At 56.8% G+C, this 20,191-nt stretch carries 22 protein-coding genes; 1 reads left to right on the top strand and 21 read right to left on the bottom strand.

The window, feature by feature from the left end; translation table 11 throughout:
• Nucleotides 1–20: 20 nt before the first annotated feature.
• The 21 genes from B5D52_RS11390 to B5D52_RS11290 all read right to left on the bottom strand — a co-directional run bounded on the left by B5D52_RS11390 (nt 21) and on the right by B5D52_RS11290 (nt 19,515).
• The gene (locus B5D52_RS11390) at nt 21–659 is read right to left on the bottom strand and encodes a GDSL-type esterase/lipase family protein (protein ID WP_016146284.1); all 639 of its coding nucleotides are present in this window, start codon (nt 657–659) and stop codon (nt 21–23) included.
• Nucleotides 660–716: 57 nt separating this feature from the next.
• Complete coding sequence (locus B5D52_RS11385; RefSeq protein ID WP_016146283.1) at nt 717–1,115, bottom strand: hypothetical protein; 399 nt, start codon at nt 1,113–1,115, stop codon at nt 717–719.
• A 23-nt stretch (nt 1,116–1,138) separates the two neighbouring features.
• Nucleotides 1,139–2,569, bottom strand: coding sequence for an Asp-tRNA(Asn)/Glu-tRNA(Gln) amidotransferase subunit GatB (gene gatB, locus B5D52_RS11380; RefSeq protein WP_016146282.1), 1,431 nt, complete (start codon nt 2,567–2,569; stop codon nt 1,139–1,141).
• Nucleotides 2,570–2,586: 17 nt separating this feature from the next.
• The gene (gatA, locus tag B5D52_RS11375; protein ID WP_016146281.1) at nt 2,587–4,056 is read right to left on the bottom strand and encodes an Asp-tRNA(Asn)/Glu-tRNA(Gln) amidotransferase subunit GatA; all 1,470 of its coding nucleotides are present in this window, start codon (nt 4,054–4,056) and stop codon (nt 2,587–2,589) included.
• Nucleotides 4,057–4,068: 12 nt separating this feature from the next.
• Nucleotides 4,069–4,356, bottom strand: coding sequence for an Asp-tRNA(Asn)/Glu-tRNA(Gln) amidotransferase subunit GatC (gene gatC, locus B5D52_RS11370; protein WP_016146280.1), 288 nt, complete (start codon nt 4,354–4,356; stop codon nt 4,069–4,071).
• A 46-nt stretch (nt 4,357–4,402) separates the two neighbouring features.
• On the bottom strand, nt 4,403–6,391 hold the full coding sequence (gene ligA / locus B5D52_RS11365) for an NAD-dependent DNA ligase LigA (protein ID WP_016146279.1): 1,989 nt from the start codon (nt 6,389–6,391) through the stop codon (nt 4,403–4,405).
• A gap of 113 nt (nt 6,392–6,504) precedes the next feature.
• On the bottom strand, nt 6,505–7,182 hold the full coding sequence (gene yunB / locus B5D52_RS11360; protein WP_016146278.1) for a sporulation protein YunB: 678 nt from the start codon (nt 7,180–7,182) through the stop codon (nt 6,505–6,507).
• Nucleotides 7,183–7,295: 113 nt separating this feature from the next.
• A complete protein-coding gene (locus B5D52_RS11355; protein ID WP_016146277.1) occupies nt 7,296–9,233 on the bottom strand; it encodes a bifunctional 4-hydroxy-3-methylbut-2-enyl diphosphate reductase/30S ribosomal protein S1 in 1,938 nt (645 codons plus the stop codon).
• Nucleotides 9,230–9,817 (bottom strand): lysophospholipid acyltransferase family protein, encoded by a 588-nt coding sequence (locus B5D52_RS11350; RefSeq protein ID WP_016146276.1) that lies wholly within the window; start codon nt 9,815–9,817, stop codon nt 9,230–9,232. Before B5D52_RS11350 ends, B5D52_RS11355 begins: the two co-directional genes overlap by 4 nt.
• Nucleotides 9,818–9,822: 5 nt before the next feature.
• Nucleotides 9,823–10,506, bottom strand: coding sequence for a (d)CMP kinase (gene cmk / locus B5D52_RS11345; protein WP_016146275.1), 684 nt, complete (start codon nt 10,504–10,506; stop codon nt 9,823–9,825).
• Nucleotides 10,503–11,741, bottom strand: coding sequence for a BaiN/RdsA family NAD(P)/FAD-dependent oxidoreductase (locus B5D52_RS11340; RefSeq protein WP_016146274.1), 1,239 nt, complete (start codon nt 11,739–11,741; stop codon nt 10,503–10,505). Before B5D52_RS11340 ends, cmk begins: the two co-directional genes overlap by 4 nt.
• Nucleotides 11,742–12,605, bottom strand: a complete 864-nt coding sequence (locus B5D52_RS11335; RefSeq protein ID WP_016146273.1) for a MurR/RpiR family transcriptional regulator — start codon at nt 12,603–12,605, stop codon at nt 11,742–11,744.
• Between the two features lie 166 nt (nt 12,606–12,771).
• The gene (locus B5D52_RS11330; RefSeq protein WP_016146272.1) at nt 12,772–13,482 is read right to left on the bottom strand and encodes a pseudouridine synthase; all 711 of its coding nucleotides are present in this window, start codon (nt 13,480–13,482) and stop codon (nt 12,772–12,774) included.
• A gap of 35 nt (nt 13,483–13,517) precedes the next feature.
• The gene (locus B5D52_RS11325; protein WP_051113132.1) at nt 13,518–14,582 is read right to left on the bottom strand and encodes a D-alanyl-D-alanine carboxypeptidase family protein; all 1,065 of its coding nucleotides are present in this window, start codon (nt 14,580–14,582) and stop codon (nt 13,518–13,520) included.
• Nucleotides 14,583–14,702: 120 nt separating this feature from the next.
• Nucleotides 14,703–15,155 (bottom strand): GerW family sporulation protein, encoded by a 453-nt coding sequence (ytfJ, locus tag B5D52_RS11320; protein ID WP_016146270.1) that lies wholly within the window; start codon nt 15,153–15,155, stop codon nt 14,703–14,705.
• A complete protein-coding gene (locus tag B5D52_RS11315; protein WP_016146269.1) occupies nt 15,152–15,799 on the bottom strand; it encodes a DUF2953 domain-containing protein in 648 nt (215 codons plus the stop codon). The genes ytfJ and B5D52_RS11315 overlap by 4 nt, the downstream gene beginning before the upstream one ends.
• Before the next feature lie 6 nt (nt 15,800–15,805).
• A complete protein-coding gene (gene scpB, locus B5D52_RS11310) occupies nt 15,806–16,348 on the bottom strand; it encodes an SMC-Scp complex subunit ScpB (RefSeq protein WP_016146268.1) in 543 nt (180 codons plus the stop codon).
• Entirely contained in the window at nt 16,345–17,067 is a 723-nt protein-coding gene (locus tag B5D52_RS11305) for a segregation and condensation protein A (RefSeq protein WP_016146267.1), read from the bottom strand. The genes scpB and B5D52_RS11305 overlap by 4 nt, the downstream gene beginning before the upstream one ends.
• The gene (locus B5D52_RS11300; protein WP_016146266.1) at nt 17,064–17,732 is read right to left on the bottom strand and encodes a site-2 protease family protein; all 669 of its coding nucleotides are present in this window, start codon (nt 17,730–17,732) and stop codon (nt 17,064–17,066) included. The genes B5D52_RS11305 and B5D52_RS11300 overlap by 4 nt, the downstream gene beginning before the upstream one ends.
• Nucleotides 17,733–17,899: 167 nt before the next feature.
• Nucleotides 17,900–18,328: an HIT family protein gene (locus tag B5D52_RS11295; protein ID WP_016146265.1), complete on the bottom strand. Its 429-nt coding sequence runs from the start codon at nt 18,326–18,328 to the stop codon at nt 17,900–17,902.
• A 122-nt stretch (nt 18,329–18,450) separates the two neighbouring features.
• Entirely contained in the window at nt 18,451–19,515 is a 1,065-nt protein-coding gene (locus tag B5D52_RS11290; protein WP_016146264.1) for an FkbM family methyltransferase, read from the bottom strand.
• 140 nt (nt 19,516–19,655) lie between these two features.
• On the opposite strand from B5D52_RS11290, the gene B5D52_RS11285 reads away from it, so the two are divergent.
• A complete protein-coding gene (locus B5D52_RS11285) occupies nt 19,656–20,189 on the top strand; it encodes a hypothetical protein (protein ID WP_016146263.1) in 534 nt (177 codons plus the stop codon).
• Nucleotides 20,190–20,191 lie beyond the last annotated feature (2 nt).

The raw sequence follows: 20,191 nt of genomic DNA, 5'->3' as shown, positions 1-20,191 counted from the left end.
ATTTTGCAAAGAAAAAATTTTTACAGCAGCGCTTCGATCTGCGGCGCGATGGCCTGTGCAAATGCCGCATGGTCTGCCGGAGACAGGTGCACACCGTCGATCGATGTTACATGCGGCACGGCCTCGGACGCGTCCCAGAACGCCACGCCGTAACGCTCACAGACCGCACGATAGGACTGCGCCAAACGCGCCGAGCGGTCAGCTGAGGCCGCATCAAACATGCTCTCCATATCGCTGCCCGGAATGTGTGCGGCATCCATCGGGATGGATGCCACCGCTAAAATTTGGGGCACCGACTTTCCGCCCCAGATGAGCGGCGACTGCGTCAGGCGAATGAGCATTTCCAGTCCCTTGGCAATCTCATCCGCTCCGGCGCCCAGACGACGCTTGCAGTCATTGGTACCCAGCATGATGACGAGCAAGTCCAGCGGTTCGTGCATGTTCAGCTCGATGGGCAGAATGTCATACCCCACCCGTCCGGGTTCCAGATCGTCGTGAAACACGGTTGTGCGTCCCTTATGGCCGCACTCCAGAATGCGGCAGTCGGGCAGCATTTGCTGCAATCGTCCGGTCCAGCGCACGTCATACGGGTATCGTCCCCCGTTCGTCGGGTCGTAACCCCAAGTATTGGAATCTCCAAAACACAAAATCTGTTTCATGTCGTTTTCCTCCCGCAAAATACAAAAAAGCGGCGCAGATGCGCCGCTTTCTGTGATTTACTTTTCCATTCTGCGTGCGAACACAATGCCGCCTTCCTTGAAGTGCTTGGCCTCACGACCGGTCACAACGAGTGCACAGCGGCCGCCCATCGCGCTGTCCTTGGACACGCGCTCGACAGGCTCCATGGTCTGCTTCTCCTCGTTGGGTGCCTGTACGCTGCTGATATAGCAAGCGAAGGACTCAACCGGCACATGCTTGGGGCCGATCTCGCCGTAAGAGACGATTGCGCCCGGCACGATCTCGCCGCGGAATACCTGACCTGCGAGAATGGTGTGCTCACCGTACGGGTGTACCGAGTCTACGCCAAATACGAACTCCATGTCCGCCGGAATGCGCAGCTCAAACACCGGGAGCTTGCCCAGGTCGAGTTCCTTGTCGTTTCGATTATCCGCCATCGTAGAAAACTCCTTTCGTTCGCTTAGAGCTTCGCCAGCTCCTGTGCGAGCAGCTTGTTGATGATCTGCGGGTTGCCCTGGCCGCGCGATGCCTTCATGCACTGACCAACCAGGAAGCCGGTGACGTTCTTACCAGCCTTGTAGTCGGCGATTGCCTTCTCGTTCTTCGCCAGTACGTCCTGAACGATCGCGAGGATTGCACCCTCGTCGGATACCTGCTTGAGGCCCATGCGGTCAACAATCTGCTCTGCGGTCTCGTCGGTCTCGAACAGTGCCTTGAGCACCTTCTTGCCCGCTGCACCCGAAATAGTGCCGCCCTCGATGAGCACGATCAGGTCAACCAGCTTGTCTGCGGTCAGCTTGGTATCGCCCAGCTCAACACCCTTGTCGTTGAGGTACTTGGAAATATCGGACAGAATCCAGTTTGCAGCAGCCTTGGGCTTGATCTTACCCGATGCAGCCGCCTGGTCGAGCATGCTCGCCTTAGCAAAGGAATCCATCAGCTGACGAGCTTCCATTGCGGTCATGCCGTACTCGTTCAGGTAACGCTCGTAACGGGTGATGGGCAGCTCGGGGATCTCGCTCTCGATCTGGTGCATCCACTCGTCGTCGATCTCGACAGCGATCAGGTCCGGATCGGGGAAATAACGGTAGTCCTGCGCATCTTCCTTGGTACGCATGACGGTATTCTTGAGCTTGACGTCATCCCAGCGGCGGGTCTCCTGCTGGATGGTGCCGCCGTGCTCAACAACGTCGATCTGACGTGCGATCTCGTAGTCGATTGCGCGAACCGCGCCCGAGAAGGTGTTAACATTCTTCATCTCGACACGGGTACCCAGCTCGGTCGAACCCTCGGGACGGATGGAAACGTTGATATCACAGCGGATGGAGCCTTCCTCCATCTTACAGTCACAGATATCGAGGTAAGACAGCGTGGTCTTGATCATCTCGAGGAATTCCTTGGCCTCGGCAGAGGAATGCAGATCGGGCTTGGTAACCATCTCGATCAGCGGTACGCCGCAGCGGTTGAAGTCAACGACCGTGCCGTCGATCTCGTCGTGCAGCAGCTTGCCTGCGTCCTCCTCGAAGTGGATACGCTCCAGACGGCAGGACTTCTTCTCGCCGTCCACATAGAAGAATACCTCACCGTTCTCGCAGATCGGAACGTCGAACTGGGAAATCTGGTATGCCTTGGGCAGGTCGGGGTAGAAATAGTTCTTACGGTCGGACTTGCACAGGCGGTTGACCGTACAGCCGGTCGCCAGACCCATTTTTGCCGCGTAATGTACAACCTGCTTGTTGAGCACGGGCAGTGCGCCCGGCATACCGGTGCAGACCGGGCAGGTGTGGCTATTGATGGGTGCGCCAAACTCGGTTGAGCATGCGCAGAAAATCTTGCTCTTGGTGGACAGTTCCGCGTGCACCTCGAGACCGATGACAGCTTCGTATTTCATGTTGATGTCTCTCCTCCTTACAGTGCCGCGATGATGTTCTTGAGGCCGGATGCCTGCTCAAATGCCAGACCAGCGTTCAGCAGTTCCTGCTCACCGAACGGACGGCCGATCAGCTGCATACCGATGGGCATCTTGCTGCTGTCAAAACCGCAGGGCTGAACCAGACCGGGCAGGCCTGCGATGTTGACGCTGACCGTACAGATATCGCCCGCGTACATCTCCAGCGGATCCTGGGTCTTGGAACCGATCTCGTAAGCGGTGGTCGGTGCAACCGGGGTCAGAATCATGTCGCACTGCTCAAATGCAGACGCGAACTCTTCCTTGATCTTGCGCTGTGCTGCGCGTGCCTTCTTGTAGTATGCGTCGTAGTAACCGGAAGACAGCACGTAGGTACCCAGCATAATGCGGCGCTGTACCTCCTCGCCGAAGCCCTCAGAACGGGACTTGACGTACAGGTCGATGAGGTCATCGCCTGCGTTCGGAGTGCGATAGCCATACTTGACACCGTCGAAACGTGCCAGGTTGGAAGATGCCTCAGCCGAAGACAGGATGTAGTAGATGGGCAGTGCGTAATCGACCAGCGGCAGCGAGATCTCGAAGACCTCTGCGCCCATTGCCTTGTACGAATCAGCAGCAGCCAGAACAGCCTTGCGTACCTCCTCCGAGATACCTTCGCCAAAGTACTCCTTGGGCAGACCGATCTTCTTGCCCTTCATGTCAGGGTTCAGGTTTGCACGTACCGAGCCCTCGAACGGGGTCTTAACCGAGGTCGAGTCGTGGGTCGGGTCATAGCCGGTGATGGCATCGAGCAGCATTGCTGCGTCCTCGATGGAACGGCCGAAGGGGCCAATCTGGTCGAGCGAGGATGCGAACGCGATCAGACCGTAACGGGAAACTGCACCGTAGGTGGGCTTGAGGCCGACAACGCCGCAGAAGGATGCGGGCTGACGGATGGAGCCACCAGTATCCGAACCCAGTGCCAGCGGTACTTCGCCTGCTGCGACAACTGCCGCAGAACCGCCGGACGAGCCGCCCGGTACACGGCTGAGGTCATGCGGGTTGTGGGTCAGCTTGACAGCCGAGTTTTCGCAGGAAGAACCCATTGCGAACTCATCCATGTTGACCTTACCGGTGACAACCATGTCGTGTGCCGCCAGCTTGTCCACTGCGGTTGCATTGTACGGGGGCTTAAAGTTGTACAGCATCTTGGACGCGCAGGTGGTCAGTGTGCCCTTGGTGCAGATGTTATCCTTGACGGCAACCGGGATACCTGCCAGCGCAGACAGTTCCTCACCAGAAGCACGCTTTGCGTCAACTGCCGCAGCCTGTGCCAGTGCCGACTCCTCAGCAACCGTGATGTAAGCGCCGACCTTATCGTCGACCGCCTTGGTTCTTTCCAGAACGTCCTTTGCCAGCTCTACCGCACTGATCTCCTTCTTTGCGAGCAGTTCGGACAGCTCGGACGCTGTTTTCTTAAATAATTCCATGCTCTTCACCTCTTATTCCACAACTCTCGGTACGGCTACGCCGCCTGCCTGGAAGTCGGGCGCATTGGGCTCGATGAGTTCCTCAGGCGTGTAATCCTGCTCGACGACGTCCTCGCGCAGCGCGTTCTTGCGCTCGGTGTTGATGACGTCGGTGATGTCTCCGAGATCGAGCTGCTGGAGCTTATCGACCATGCCGACGATATTCTGCATATCGCCTGCCAGATGGTCAAAGCGCTCGCCGCTCATCTCCAGACGCGCCAGCACGGCGATGTGTTCAATTTCCTGTCTGGTGATTGCCATGACTTGATGTCCTCCTGTATGTGAAATCTGTTTAGATTGCGATGATTTATTCGGTGTCCAAACCGATCATGCGTGCAAATTCGTCCTCGCCCACAACCGGAATACCGAGCTCTGCCGCCTTTTGCAGCTTAGAACCCGCATTTTCACCTGCGACAACCAGGCTGGTCTTTTTGGAGACCGAGCCGGACGCCTTGCCGCCCATGGACTCGATGATGTCGTTGATCTGCTTGCGCGTAAAGCGCGTGAGCGAACCGGTCGCCACGATGGTCTGTCCTGCCAGTTTATCGCTCTTGACCGTCTTTTCACCCGTGAAGTTCACGCCGCAAGCGCGCAGCGCTTCGATCAGATGGTGAGACTGTTCCTGCGACCGCCATGCCGCAATGCTCTCGGCAGTGGTCTGGCCGATATCTCGAATGTCGGTCATTTCCTCAACCGGTGCGGCAAGCAGTGCGTCGAGCGATCCGAAGTGATCGGACAGCACCTTGCCGGCCTTCTGGCCGACATGCCGGATGCCGAAGGCAAACAGCAAACGCGAAAGATCGCGGGTCTTGCTCGCCTCAATACCGGCAACCAGATTTTCTGCCGACTTGCGGCCCATGCGGTCAAGCGGCTCAATCTGCTCCACGGTCAGGCCGTACAGGTCGGCTGCCGACTTGACAAGTCCTGCACCAATCAGCGTATTGAGTACGCCCTCGCCCAGTCCGTCAATATCCATCGCGTCGCGCGATGCAAAGTGCATCAGATTGCGCAAGAGCTGTGCCGGGCACTCAGCACCCGTGCAGCGGATAGCGGCTTCATCCGGGTCCTCATAGACCGGCGCACCGCACACCGGACAGAATTGCGGCATCTCAAAGGGTACCGTATCTGCCGGACGCTTGTCCATCACGACACCGATAATCTCGGGGATGATCTCACCCGCTTTACGCACCTGTACGGTATCGCCCACGCGCACGTCCAGACCGCGGATAAAATCGCGGTTGTGCAGCGTTGCGCGGGATACCGTCGTACCTGCCAGACGCACCGGTTTGAGCACCGCATTGGGCGTCAGCACACCGGTACGGCCAACCGTGATGGTGATGTCCTCGAGCAGAGTTTCCTTGACCTCAGGCGGGTACTTATACGCCGCCGCCCAGCGCGGGAACTTGGCAGTCGAGCCCAACGCTTCGCGCTGCGCGAAGCTGTCGACCTTGACGACCGCACCATCGATGTCAAAATCCAGCGTGCCGCGGCTTTCTCCCATGTTCTCGATCTCGGCCTGTACGTCAACCGGGTCGGTGTAGACCGGATAACGCGGGCTGACCGGGAACCCGAGCTGTTTAAGATAATCGAGCGCCTGCGTGTGGCTGGTGAGCGGCAGTTCGTCGCTGTTCTGGATGTTGAAACAGAAGATGGACAGCTGACGGGATGCCGTGATCTTGCTGTCGAGCTGACGCAGCGAACCGGCTGCCGCGTTGCGCGGATTGGCAAGCAGCGGCTGTTCGTTGAGCTCGCGCTCGGCATTGAGCGCATCGAAAACCGAGCGCTTCATATAGACTTCACCGCGCACGATCAAGCGATGGGGTGCGTCCTTGAGGGTCTTGGGAATGTCTTTGATGGTGCGCAGGTTTTCGGTAACGTCCTCACCCACCTGGCCATCGCCGCGGGTCGCGCCGCGCACAAATACGCCGTCGATATACTCGAGCGCAACCGAAAGGCCGTCGATCTTATACTCCACGACGTACGCCGCCTGCTGTCCGGCACCGGCAACCCGGTCATAAAACTCGGAAAGCTCGTCGAACGAGAACACATCCTGCAAGCTCTCGAGCGGATAGGCGTGCGTGACCTTAGAAAACTTCTCGTCGGCCTCACCGCCTACGCGGTGGGTCGGGGAATCAGGATCGTCAAACTCGGGATATTCGGTCTCGAGCGCGCGCAGTTTGCGCTGCATCATATCATAATCGTAGTCCGAAATCTCGGGCGCGTCCTGGTCGTAGTATTTTTGATTGTGATACCTGAGCTGCTCGCGCAGTGACAGGATTTCCTGCTGAACGTCCATAGCGGCTCCTTTCTACTGGCCAGGAGCGCGATGCGCATAGACCGACCAGCATACCTTAGTATTATATCAAACTTTCCCCGATTTAGAAAGACTGAATTTCTCATTTCTCGCGTTTACGGGGTATAATCGTTGATTTTTCCCAGCAGACCCTGTTCAGTGTCGTCGATATAGGTGTACTGTTCGGGGACATGGCCGACGATGACCGTATCGGATACGACAAGCTGATTGGTCACTTCCGTGTCCACACCGCCCAGACCAGTCAGGATGCGCATTTCGGCTGTGACCTCCAAAATAATCTGATGTCGTGTCTGATTGATGCCCGCATCGGTGAACGCGCTGATGAAATCGGCCTGCACATAGCCCAGACTGGAGATACCGACCTGAAAATCCGGGCCGAAACCACCGAACAGGTCGGGTCCGAGCAGCGAACCGAGTGAAATCTGTACCTTGCTGTGTTCGAGTTCGTCGAGCGCTTCATAGACCGCCTGCGATACCTGCACTTTGAGATGATTGGCCAGAATCCCGTCGGTTTTGAGTGCGGTCACGTTCTGTTCGCTGTCTCGTTCAAACTGCACCAGATTGGCATATTCTGCCCGATTTTCATAGACTGTATCCGTCAGCACGTCATAGAGTGCAAAAGATGCCTCGTGCACGACATAATTTTCCGCATGATCGAACAAAACCGGCCGGATGGCATGCAGAAAAAGCGTATATACCACCGCGCAGACAAGCGGAATGAGTGCGAGCAGGTAAGCTCTCCCCATCCTGCGATAATTTCGTCTCGCTCTCATCCGCGCATCCCTCCCCGTGGGTACTCTATGCCGCGTTTTGCGGCGGTAGTCCTCACAGGGCAAAAAAAGAGCACCCGAAATGGGGTGCTCTCTTATGAAGCGATATTACAGGATTACTCCTCGTCAGTGCCGTCCAGCAGTGCACGGATGGACAGGGAAACCTTCTTCTTCTCATCGTTGATGTCGATGATCTTAGCCTCAACCTCCTGGCCGATGGTCAGAGCTTCCTCAGCCTTTGCGATGCGATGATCAGCAATCTGAGAAATGTGGATCAGGCCGTCAACGCCCGGAACGATCTCTGCGAATGCGCCGAAGGGCATGAACTTCAGGATCTTAACGGTAGCGGTGTCGCCAACCTGGAAGTTGGTGGTAAAGATGTTCCACGGATTGTCCTCCGGACGCTTGTAGCCCAGGGAAATCTTCTTGTTCTCGCGGTCGAGTGCGATTACGTATACATTGACATGGTCGCCGATGCTGACAACCTCAGACGGATGCTTGATACGGCCCCAGGACAGCTCGGAGATGTGGATCATGCCGTCTACGCCGCCGATGTCAACGAATGCGCCGTAAGAAGTCAGGCTCTTAACGGTGCCCTCGTACTCTGCGCCAACCTCGATGGTCTCCCAAACCTTCTCAGCAGCTGCCTTGCGAGCCTCCTGCTGGATCTGGCGGATAGAACCAACAACGCGCTTGCGCTGACGGTTGATCTCGGTGATGTAGAAAGTCTGCTTGGTCTTAACCAGCTGTGCCATGGACTCGTCCTTCGGAACACCGGTCTGGGAAGCGGGGATGAAGACACGAACGCCGTGAGCAGTTGCAACGATACCGCCGCGGTTCTCCTCGATGATGGTGCCCTCAACCGGGGTGTGCTCTTCCTTAGCAGCCTCGATGGTCTCCCAGCCCTTCAGCTGATCAACACGCTTCTTGGACAGAGCAACGGTGCCCTCGAGATCGTTGACGCGAACGACAACAGCCTCGATCTCGTCGCCCGGCTTTACATGCTCCTCAACCTTGTAGGACGGATCGTCGGACAGCTCGGATACCGGGATGTAAGCGGTGTGCTTTACGCCCAGATCAACCTGTACCTCAGTCGGGGAAACGGCGATGACGGTGCCGGTGACTTTATCTCCATTATTTAAAGTTTTGAAGGACTCCTCCAGCATTGCTGCGAAATCCTCATTGGTTTCGATTCTAGTTTCTGCGCTCATCATGTTACTGACCTCCTTAATTATCCATGCCGGAGTAGACGCGCCTGCGGTGATGCCCACTGTTAGGCCACGAAGTGCCTCGATATCCGACGTCCCGAGTTCTGTCGCGTCCTCGATGTGGAGGACGTGTGGGCAAAGAGACGCACTGATCTCATACAGGCGCTTGGTGTTCGAGCTTTTTTTGTCCCCGATCACAACCATGCAGTCCGATCTTCCGGCAAGCGAACGAGCTTCTGTCTGGCGCTCATCCGTAGCATTACATATTGTATCAAATATTTTGCAGTTTGTATACCTTTTTTTTAGAATCTTCACAGAAATATTCCAACTTGCCCGATTGAGTGTGGTTTGACCCACAACGCTGACCGGGGTTTCGGGCGGAAGGCCGAGTTCGTCCAAAGCCTGCAAAAGTTGCTCTGAACTCTCATAAATCGCCGCATTTTGACACCAACCGGCAATTCCGAGTACTTCCGGGTGGTTTTTGCTGCCCAAAATGATGATTCTCCGGCCAGCCTTGGACTCTGCCTCGACAATCCGGTGAATCTTGGCAACAAACGGGCAGGTCGCGTCGTAGACCGTGCATCCCTTGGCTTCGAGCGTCTCATAGACCGCCCGCGTCACGCCGTGGGCGCGGATGAGAACGGCTGCGCCGTCCGGGATGTCGGCTGTGCATTCGGCAGTGCGCACACCCAGCTTTTCCAGTCTCCGCGTCTCATGGGTGTTGTGAATAATCTCGCCGTACGAGTACAGCGTCTGATGTTTGGCCGCTTCCCGCTCGGCTAAATCCACCGCGCGCCGCACGCCAAAGCAAAAGCCCGCCGACTGGGCAACCGTGACCCGACTCATCGCTCTTCCTCCGGCTTCAGCTCATAAATGCGGCGCATGATCTCCTGAGACAGCGCTGCATAATCTTTGCTCTTCGGGTCAGGCAGGAAGGGTTTGCCGATGATGACGTTGACCCGTCCATGCTTTTCCTTCTTCTCGGTAATGTACATGGGAACGATGGGAGCCTTGGTCTTGAGCGCGAGCATTGCCGCGCCGTCCTTGGCCTCGTTTTCACTGGCACCGCGTGTGCCCTGCGGGAAAATGAGCAGCTTGTTGCCGTCCTTGACCGCTTGCAGTGCGGTCTTGATCGCGGTCAGATCGGCTCTCGAGCGGTCGACCGGGAACGCACCCAGCCAAGTAATCAGCCAGCTCAGGCCGCGAATCTCAAACAGCTCTTTCTTGGCCATAATGCGGATGCTGTGACGGTTGGAAATACCGCACGCAGCCAGCGGAGGGTCGGAATTGTGCTTGTGGTTCGGGCAAACCACGCAGCCGCCTTCCGGAATGTTTTCGCGGCCGACGATGTGCAGCTTAAAATGGATATGAAATGCCAGCTGCACAAAGGGCAGCGCCAAACGCTGAAACCAGCGATGATATTTAGCCACCCCGGTCACGCTCCTTTCATCTTGTCACGAATGACCGTCAGGACGGCCTCAATGCTCTGTTCCAAAGTCAGGTCGCTGGTATCCACTAGAACGGCATCTTCCGCCTGCTTGAGCGGTGCCACAGCACGCGAAGCGTCCAGCGCGTCCCGGCGTTCCATGTCGGCCAGAATGCCCTCGACCGTCACGTCCTGCCCCTTTTCTCGCAGCTCAGCGCAGCGGCGTGCCGCACGCTTTTCGGGCGATGCGGTCAGGAAAATCTTGACCTTTGCATCGGGCAGAATGACCGTACCGATGTCGCGTCCGTCCATGATAACCGACTGACGGCGTGCCAGATCGCGCTGCAAATCCAGCAGATAGGCACGCACTTCAGGCACCGACGAGACCTGCGAAGCATAGGTCGAAATCTGCGGGGTGCGGATGGCATCGGACACGTCCTCACCGTCCAGCAGCACATGCTGCGCACCGTCCTGATACGTGAGTCCCACCTGAATTTCGGGCAGCGTCGCAAGGATGCCCGGTACATCGGTGCCATCAATGCCGCGGCGGCAGACAGCCAGACCGATGGTACGGTACAGTGCGCCGGTATCTACATAGACAAAGCCCAGCTGTGCGGCAGCTGCTCGTGCGATGGTCGACTTGCCCGCACCGGCAGGCCCGTCAATCGCGACTGCAATCACGTCTTGATTCATTTCTGTTCCTCCTCTGCCGCGCTCTTGCCGGCCAGCCGACCGGTCGCCCAGGCAATCTGTAAGTTAAAGCCGCCCGTGTATGCGTCTACATCCAGCACCTCGCCCGCAAAGTACAGACCCGGGGTGCGCTTGGACGCCATGGTCTTGGGGTTGACGTCACGCACCGACACGCCGCCGGTCGTAACGATAGCCTCGGCGATCGGACGGGCACCGGTGATCTCCACCGGAAACGCCTTGAGCAGGCGCACGAGCGCTTGGCGCTGTGCCTTGGTGACCGAATGCACCTTGACACGCGGATCGATGCCCGAGCGCTCCACGACAACGGGGATCAGCTTGCGCGGCAGCAGTTCGCCGAGCGCGTTGATAAAGTCACTGTTCTTGTGCTTTTCAAAATCGGACAGCAGACGCTTGTCCAGCGTCTTTTCGTCCAATGCCGGTTTGAGATCGATATCGATGCGGTACTCCTTGCTGCCGAAATGGCGCATGTGCGCCGATGCCGACAGGATGAGCGGGCCAGACACGCCGAAATGGGTGAACAGCATCTCACCAAAGTCCTCATAGACCGCCTTCTGTCCCTCGTAGACCGTGACCTGCACGTTTTTGAGCGACAGTCCCATCAGCTTCTGGCACACGTCACCGCGTGCAACCAGCGGAACCAGAGACGGACGCGGAGACACGACCGTGTGACCGAGTGCCTTAGCAAAGGTATAGCCGTCGCCGGTCGAACCGGTCGCCGGATAGGATGCGCCGCCGGTGGCGACGATGACCCGGTCGGCCTCGTAGGTCTTACCGTCCGCCTGCACACCGCACACCGCACCGTCTTCCCCGGTCAGAATCTTTTCTACGGTATGTTCAAATTCAAATTTCACGCCCAGTCGCTTGACGTAGAAAAACAGCGCGTCCACGATATCAAGCGCCTTGTCGGACACCGGGAATACACGGTTGCCGCGCTCGGTCTTGAGCGGTACGCCCTCATTTTCAAAAAAGTCCATCACGTCAGCCGGACTGCATCCGCCCAGCGCCGAGTACAGAAAGCGGGGATTGACCGGCACATTGGCCAGAACGGTCTGTACGTCGCAGTTGTTGGTGACGTTGCACCGTCCCTTGCCCGTAATCATAATCTTGCGTCCGACTTTGGCATTCTTGTCGAACAGCAGCACGTGTGCGCCCGCCTCTGCCGCAGCACCTGCGGCCATGAGTCCGGCAGCGCCCGCGCCGATGACTGCAATCGTCATTTATTCGCCCTCCAGCTTCTCATAGACCTGGTACTTGTCCCAGATGGACTCCAGCTTGTTGAATGTACCCTCGATCTCCTGCTGACGGTTCATACCAACCGCAACGATCAGCGCATTGAGCACGGACAGCGGTGCGACCAGAGAGTCCACGAAAGAAGCCATGTCGCTCTTGGCGACCAGTACATGGTCGGCATAGCGTGCGAGCGGCGACAGACGGGAGTCGGTCAGGGCAATGACCTGTGCACCCTGATCCTTGGAATACTTCATAGCCGACAGCGTGCGCTTGGAGTAGCGCGGGAAGCTGATGCCGATAAAGACATCCCCCTTGCCGACGCGCAGTACCTGCTCGAAAATCTCACTGACCGTATTGGTGTTGACCAGCTTGACATTGTCGAAAATCAGCGAGAAGTAAAAGCCCAGGAAGTTGGCCAGCGCGGACGACGAGCGCACACCCAGGATGTAAATACGGTTGGCGTTGGAGATCGCTTCCACCGCACTCTGGAACGCCTCGCGGTCGATCTCATCGAGCGTCATGCGGATTTTTTCCACATCTGCCGACAGCACGGTCTGCAAGACATCGCGGTTGCCCATGCGGTCGTTGGTGACCTCCATGCGCTGCACAGCGGTCAGGCGGTTGCGGATCATCTCCTGCAAGGTCTTTTGCAGATGCGGGTATCCGTCATAGCCGAGTTCGGTTGCAAAGCGCACGACGGTCGATTCACTGACGCCCACCGTCGCGCCCAGTCTGCTCGCGGTCATAAAGGCCGCTTTGTCATAGTGTTCTGTGATATACCGTGCAATCAGCCTCTGGCCCTTGGAAAATTCGGGCAGATTGCACTGAATCCGGTTCATCAAATCATTCATGGCGTTGCCTGTTTGTCTCCTCTATTCACGCCGTTTTTCACATATCCGGCGCGTTTTCATTGCAAAAGCAACCGCTGCACCGGCAGATGGTGCAGCGGTCTAAATTCATTGTATGAAATATGTGGAGAAAATGCAAGAGCGTTTGCAAGTTTTTTGCAAGATGAATTTAAAATTCCTTCAAATATGCAATTTCTTCCGGGGTCAGCGCACGCCACTTTCCGGGTGCCAGCTTGGGGTCAAGCATGAGTTCACCGACCGCGATGCGCTTGAGGCGGCGAACCTCCAGACCGCACTTCTCGCACATCTTACGAATCTGGCGGTTTCTGCCCTCGTGAATGGTCATTTCAATATGCGCTTCGGTATCCGAAGCCTGGTCACGGATATATACCTTGGCAGGCTGGACGGTGTAGCCGTCGATATCCATAGGCTGCTCCAGACCGGACAGGCGGCGCAGGTCACCGCGCACGCTGACCAGATAGGTCTTGCCCGCCTCGTGTGACGGATGGGTCAGGTGCAGCGTCAATTCGCCGTCGTTGGTCATGAGCAGCAGACCCTCGGAATCGGCGTCCAGTCGACCAACCGGATAAACGCGGGCATGGCAGCCCGCAACCAGCTGACGGACGGTCTTTCTGCCGCGCTCGTCCTTGAGCGTGGACACATAGCCGCGCGGCTTGTTGAGCATGAGGTAAACCTTCTCCTCTGCACGGCGCAGCGGCTTGCCGTTAACCAAAATCTTATCGCGTACCGGGTCAGCCGAGTCGCCCAGACCTGCCGGACGGCCGTTGACGGTCACGCCGCCATCGCGGATGATCTGCTCTGCCGCGCGGCGCGAGCACAGACCGGACTGTGCCATAATTTTCTGAATGCGTTCTTTCATATCTTTATCCTCTTATTTCCTTCAAAACTGATCTTTTAATCGAACAGTCCCCGGACAAAGTCCAGACACCGTTCCAAAATACCCTTGCGCGACGGAAGCTGCTCCACATCGTACGCATAAGACAGGGTATCGGTCTTCAAAATATGTTCGCCAATCTGATAAACGATCTCACCGTAATAGTCTCCGCCTGCCACGGTCGCATACACAAACGGTCGGCCACGCAAGCTGTCCGTGACCTGTTCTCCCGGTGCAAGGTAGGCGGTCACTTCATGCCCGGCAATGAGTGGCACCGACTGCGCCGTCCCGCCCTCGACTGTGACCTCCCCTACCGTGTCCCCTGCCTCATGCAGGGTCACCGGGGTATATTGTGCAAATGCCTCGTCCAGCATGGTGCAGTGATCGTTCCAGTCATCCGGATCGTTGAGGGTCACGGCAATCAGCGTGCGACCATTGCGCTCGGCAGCCGACACCAGACACCGCCCGCACTTTTTGGTGTACCCGGTCTTGACCCCGATTGCACCCTTGTACAGACTGAGCATCTTATTATGATTGACCATCGTGCGCCCGGCGCAAGTGATGTTTTTGGTGCTGACGATCTCCCGGAAATCCGGATTTTGCAGCGCGTAGGCTGTCAGCTCAGCCAGCTCCCGCGCCGTTGTATGGTGGGTCTCCCTGTCCAAACCGTTCGGGTTTTCAAAATGCGTGTTTGTAAGCCCCAGCGTCTCGGCTTTGTCGTTCATCGCCTGCACAAAGGCTTCCTGTCCGCCGCACTCGCCCGCAATGGCAAGTGCCGCGTCGTTTCCGCTCATCAGCATGAGTCCATACAAGGTATCCCGAATACTGACCGTCTCTCCCGGTTTGAGGTACATGGACGAGCCCTCGGTCTGGGTGTACTCCGGTTTGACCGTGTATGTTCGGTCAATGTCTCCCTGTTCGATGGCGACAATAGCGGTCATAATCTTGGTGGTTGACGCCATAGGCATCACGGCGTCCGCATTGTGCTCATAGCGCACTTCGCCGGTATCGGCATCGATCACCACCGCACTCTGTGCGCTCATCGCTCCGGCGCGTCCGCATAACAGCACCAGAAACAAACACATCAAAACCCTTGTCCGCCATCTTCGCATTTCCGTCCCTCCCGATCTTTCCTGAAAAAGAGAACCTACCCATGTATCATACGAGTAGGTTCGGCGGAATATACGGGAGAAACCGGAAAAATTTTACGGCTCGGTCGTTTCGGACTTGTTGGTCTTGAGCTCCTCGGCGGTCTCTTCAGGGTCTTCGCCCATGCGCTTGGCCAGGAAGCTCGACACCTTGCCGACTGCACCCGGAATCATCTCGACCAGACGGTCTGCGGTATTGACAGCCTGTGCATTGATGCCCAGTACATGCGTGCCCTCGGTCGGCGAGATGACCAGAAAACAAACCGGCGTCACGGTCACGCCAGCCGCACCGCCGCCGCCAAAGCTCAGCGGGGTGGTCTCCTTGGAATGACGGCTCTGGAAATCGGTGCCGCCCGAACCAAAGCCAAAGGTCACACGCGAAACCGGGATGACAGTCGTGCCGTCCGGTGTGGTGATGGGCGTGCCGACAACGGTATTGGCATCGATCATGCTCTTGATCTTTTCCATAGTCCCGTTCATCAGGTCTTGGATGGGATGATGTTCACTCATTTTGCTTTCGCCTCCACTTTTTGCGTCTGTCGAATCATCCGATACAGCCGGAAGCCGTGCTTCACGCCCGCCGCCAACATGCGGATAGGACGGAACGAGCAGGCAAAGCGCAGGTCATATCGGGTCTTACTGCCCTCGAAATCGCCGTCTAACACGATTTCCAGGGTTTTGATGGTAAAATTACGGGCGAGAAACGGGTAAATGATACCCGTAATCGCCGAGAGATAACCGAGATACAGTCCGGTCTTGGCCGCGTCTCCGGTCGCCAGCACCGCATGGACATACAGTACATCGATGCGCAGGCGATCCTTCACGTCGTCCAGAAAATCCAGCACCTCACACATCACATCTCCCAAATCCAGTTTGAACAGGATATCCTTTCCCATTCCCGATTTGCTCGATGTTTCTTCGGCCGGTTTGGACGGTTTCTCGGATTTTTGTTTTGGCTGTTTCTTTTTGCCTTTCGGCAAGCTGATGGTCTTGTAAATCCATCCATATCGGATCTTCGCGGTGAACGTGCCGTCCTGCGCGTGCAAATCCATGCCGACGCGCGGCAGGAGCAGCAAAAATGCCAGCACAAACACGATCAGCAGCACTGCGGCCAGTCCGCCTGCGATGTAGCCGACAATCTTCAGCACAATCATCCGCCCTCACTCCGTTTCCTTGAGCACAAGCTGTTCCCCTTCGGTCAGTTCGGGCAGGTTGGGCAATTCAGACAGACCGCTGATGCCGAAGGTACGCAGAAAAACGTCGGTCGTGCGGAACAGAGTCGGCCTTCCCGGCACGTCCAGATGACCGCATGCCTCGATGAGTCCCTTATCCAGCAGACTGGCCACCGTACCGCTCGAGTCCACGCCGCGCAGCTGTTCGATATAGGCGCGGGTGACCGGCTGGCGATAGGCTACAACGGTCAGCACTTCGAGTGCTGCCGCGGACAGCGCCGGCGGTCTGCGGCTCTCGGTCGCACGGCGCACGGCTGCGGCGTAGGCCGGACGGGTACACAGCTGCACCTTATCCTCCATGCGCACAAGCTGAATGCCGCTGCCCGACTGGTCGTAGTGTGCCGCCAGCGTGTGCAGCGCATGCGCAACCTGTGCCGGTTCGGCATCGGCTGCCGCTGCCAGGCGCGCAACGGGTACGGCATCGCCAACCGCGAACAGAATGGCCTCCAGCGTTGCTTCCAGTTTTGTCATGCCCTATCGTCCTCCACCAGTGTAAGTTCGGTCTGTTCCCCATCGCCTTCCAGCACAATGCGTCGTTCCTTGGACAGCTCAAGCACAGCCAAAAAGGTGGCAACCACCTCCGACCGGCTTTTCGCACCCTCAAACAGGCTGGTAAAGCGCAGTCGGGTCTGTCCGAGGAATCGCTTGAGGATGGCTGCAATCTTGACCCCGACCGGCACACTCTCACGACCGACAATGCCGCGAAAGGCGGCGGCTGACGGCGGCGTGCGGCGCTGGGCACGCTCCAAAAGCGCACGGGCAGCACGCACCAGATCGGACGGCTGATGATGGTACTCGACCGGTCCGCGTTCGCCACGCGGTTCGGGCGGCTTGGCAATCACATCGCGCCCAACGTCTAGATGATCGCGGAAATACGGCGTCATCTCCTTCATGCGCTGATATTCAAGCAGCTGCTCGACCAGCTCGGCACGCGGGTCTTCCTCTTCCTCGGCTTCGGGCTTTGGCAGCAGCATCTTGGACTTAATATATACCAGCTGCGCCGCCATCGCGATAAAATCACCGGCTACGTCCAAGTCCATCGCCTCTGCCGTGTGCAGCACCTCCAAATACTGCTCCAAAATGGACGCAATCGGGATATCATAAATAGATACCTTATTGCGTGCAATCAGATGCAGCAGCAAATCGAGCGGACCATCGAACGCCGACAGATGGAAGGTCATTTCATTCATAACAGGGGACGCACCACCCGAATGGCCAGATCAAGCACCCAGTTGTCGACACCTTCGATGACCAAATCGAACAGGCCGAAGTAGAGAATGACGATCAGCGCAAGCAGAATGACCGACTGATAGCGCTCCATCTTGACCTGAAGCCGGTACGGCAGAAAGGCATTGAGCACACGCGAGCCGTCCAGCGGATGCACCGGAATCAGGTTGAATACACCCAGGCCGACCGACAGTATGCCGATGTAGGTGAAAAACATACGCAGGGTTTCCAGGAACATGATGTCGCTGTTTACCTTATAAGTCAGAAGCAGCGCCACAATGTAGCTGACCAGCGCGAGCAGCAGGTTGGACACCGGGCCTGCCAGTGCAACCAGCGCCATGCCCAGTTTGCGGTTCTTGATGCGGAAACCGGACACATTGACCGGCACCGGACGCGCCCAGCCGAAGCCCAACAGCATCATACACAGGAAGCCGAAGGGATCGATGTGCGCCATGGGGTCAAGCGTCAGTCGTCCGGCACGCTCGGCCGTCCGGTCACCCAGTGCGCGCGCTGTCAAACCGTGTGCACATTCATGAATGGTCAGACAGATGACAACCGCGGGCAGTACCAGACAGAGCGTAATGACGAACTCCCGCAGGTCTCCGCTCAGCAAAGATCGAAGTAACACAGTAAATTTCCTCCAGATAAACTGATCATTCCCATTATAGTGGATTTCATACCTTTTTGCAACGAAAACCGCAAATTTAACAAACCGTTTGCAAACAGAAACCGGTCGAAAAATCAAAAAACGGGAGCCGTAACGACTCCCGTTTGGATGCTCTGAACGATTGGATTTTAGATGCCCAGTTCCTGCTTGAGTGCTGCGATCATCTCATCGTACTCTGCCTGCGTCAGGTGTACCGGCTCGGGATTGGTGATGGCAAACGAACCGCCGAACTCAAAACCACCCTCGTACTTGGGTACGATGTGGAAATGCAGGTGCGGATTGCTGTCGCCATAAGAACCCAGATTGAGCTTGGTGCAGCCCCACAGCTTCTTAACTGCGCCCGAAGCACGTGCCAGATCCTCCATAAAATCGGTGCGCTCCTGATCGTCGCACTCGCACAGCTCCTTCTTGTGCGAACCCAGTGCCAGAACGCAGCGGCCCTTATGTGCCTGATCCTTAAACAGGTACAGGGTGCCGGCCTTCATGTCGCCGACCTTGAACATGATCGCTTCGCGACCCTCGTGATGCTCGTCACAGTAAAAACAACCAGTTGCCATAATGCTCTGTCTCCTTTTTCCGCGCGCGGCGGTATTCTGTTTTCAGCATACCACTTTTACACCAGAATTTCCAGTCTTTTGTGCATCATTTCCTCAAAAGTTCACAATCCTGTCCAAGCACCTCACACGGCATACAGGTTCACATCCCATGCGGGAACGTAAGGATGATGGCGCAGATAGAGCTTGTAGGACGGGTCAAATTCCTTTAATAATGCAGGAAGATCAAACAAATCTTCATTGCGGTGATAGCAAGCGACATTCAGACGAGGATGATGGGTCTTGATGGTCTGCTGCGCACCCAGAAGTGCTTGGTGCTCAGCACCCTCCACGTCCAATTTGAGCATGGTGCACGGCGCACCGCCCAGCACGCTGTCAAGCGACCGCATCTGAGTCGGGATACCCTGCTTTGCAAGCGCAGAATTGCGTCCGGCCTTGGCCGCGAAGGTGAGCACAGTATCCTCCGACCAACCGCCTGCCTGCACCAGCTCGACCTTTCCGGTCAGACTCTCCTCTGCGTAGCGGCTGAGCTTCTTAAAGTTTCTCTTATCCGGCTCGAGCGCTGTGATGCTGTCGTAAGCGCCGTCGGTATAAGACAGCAGCTCGCGGATGGTGTCGCCATTGTACGCGCCCAGATCGGCAAAGCACTCGTGACCGTGCGGCTTGAGAATGTTTCGAAACACCTCGTCCTTATCGGTCTCGCAATGTCTCAAATAGTCAATTTTTCCGCTGATTTTAAAGTTGACAATATCAGAGAACACCTGTCTTGCCGTCTCGTCTGCCATCCAATCGTAGGCGCGCTGGAATTCGTCAGCATGTGCGTGCACAAAGTCCAGATCAAACAGGCCACCGCCTGCAACCGGTACGTCGGGTGCAACCAGGTCAAACCGTGCGTCCAGTTCATAAAAACGTTCCAGTAATTCGGGGCGCTGGCTGGCAAAGCTCAGCACGATCACAATGTCCTCGCCGTACTGCTCGACAACCTCGGACAGTTTTTGCACGCGAAAGCCTGCAAAGCTATGTCCGCGCACAAATTCATCGCTCGCAAAGACCGTCGAGGCCTTGATTCCCTTGTCGGCAAACACGCGCAAGATCTTGTCCGCGCCGTCTCCCATACCGTAGAGCGCAATGGGGCGGTCTTCTTGCTGCAAACGCTCCCATACACTCGTTTTTTCCTGTATAAATTCCATTTTTCGATTCCTTTTCGTCTTTTTTCTCCATTATACGCGAAAACGGTTCGCCTGTAAAGTATGATAAATTTGCACAAAACAGTTGCGCAAATGCACGGGGTCTTTTATAATAAAAGCAGAATGGCAAGGAGGGCGCTCGTATGGCGAACAAAAAAAGAAACCGTATTCTCGAACTGGACCCCGAACACTTCCGGGAAGTGGACGGCGTTGTGTTCGATCTTGATAGCTTCGCCCGGCACTGTGCGCCGCATCCCGCGCCCCACAAGCCGACGCAGACCACACAGACAGCTGAACCACAGGCACAGACCGCGCAGCAGTCTGAGACACCGTCCGAAACCGGCGCGATGCCCGCTCCGGTTTTCCTCTGTGATCCGGTGCACATCGGCTGGTATCCCATCCAGATTGAAGGCCCGTCCTATCCGGTGATGGCCGGTGCGGTGCAGCCTCAGCAAGGTCAGCAGATGAACACCGTGACCTATTATGCCGGCGGTGGTTCGGGCTCGTTCGCATCCTCTTATATGACCTCATTTATGACATCCTTTACGACCTCGTGGATGACCAGCTGGTATTGGGGTTCGGGCTCGTATTGGTACACGACTTCGGGTTCTTTCGGATCGTTTATCGGCTCGGGTTCGGCTATGCTGGCCGGTGGTTACGGATTGGAGCTGATCTAAGC

It is taken from the genome of Butyricicoccus pullicaecorum DSM 23266, from assembly GCF_900167005.1.
GTDB classification, from domain to species: Bacteria; Bacillota; Clostridia; order Oscillospirales; family Butyricicoccaceae; genus Butyricicoccus; species Butyricicoccus pullicaecorum.
The sequence above is the reverse complement of the archived record's forward strand: the minus strand, read 5'-3'. Positions and strand labels throughout refer to the sequence as shown.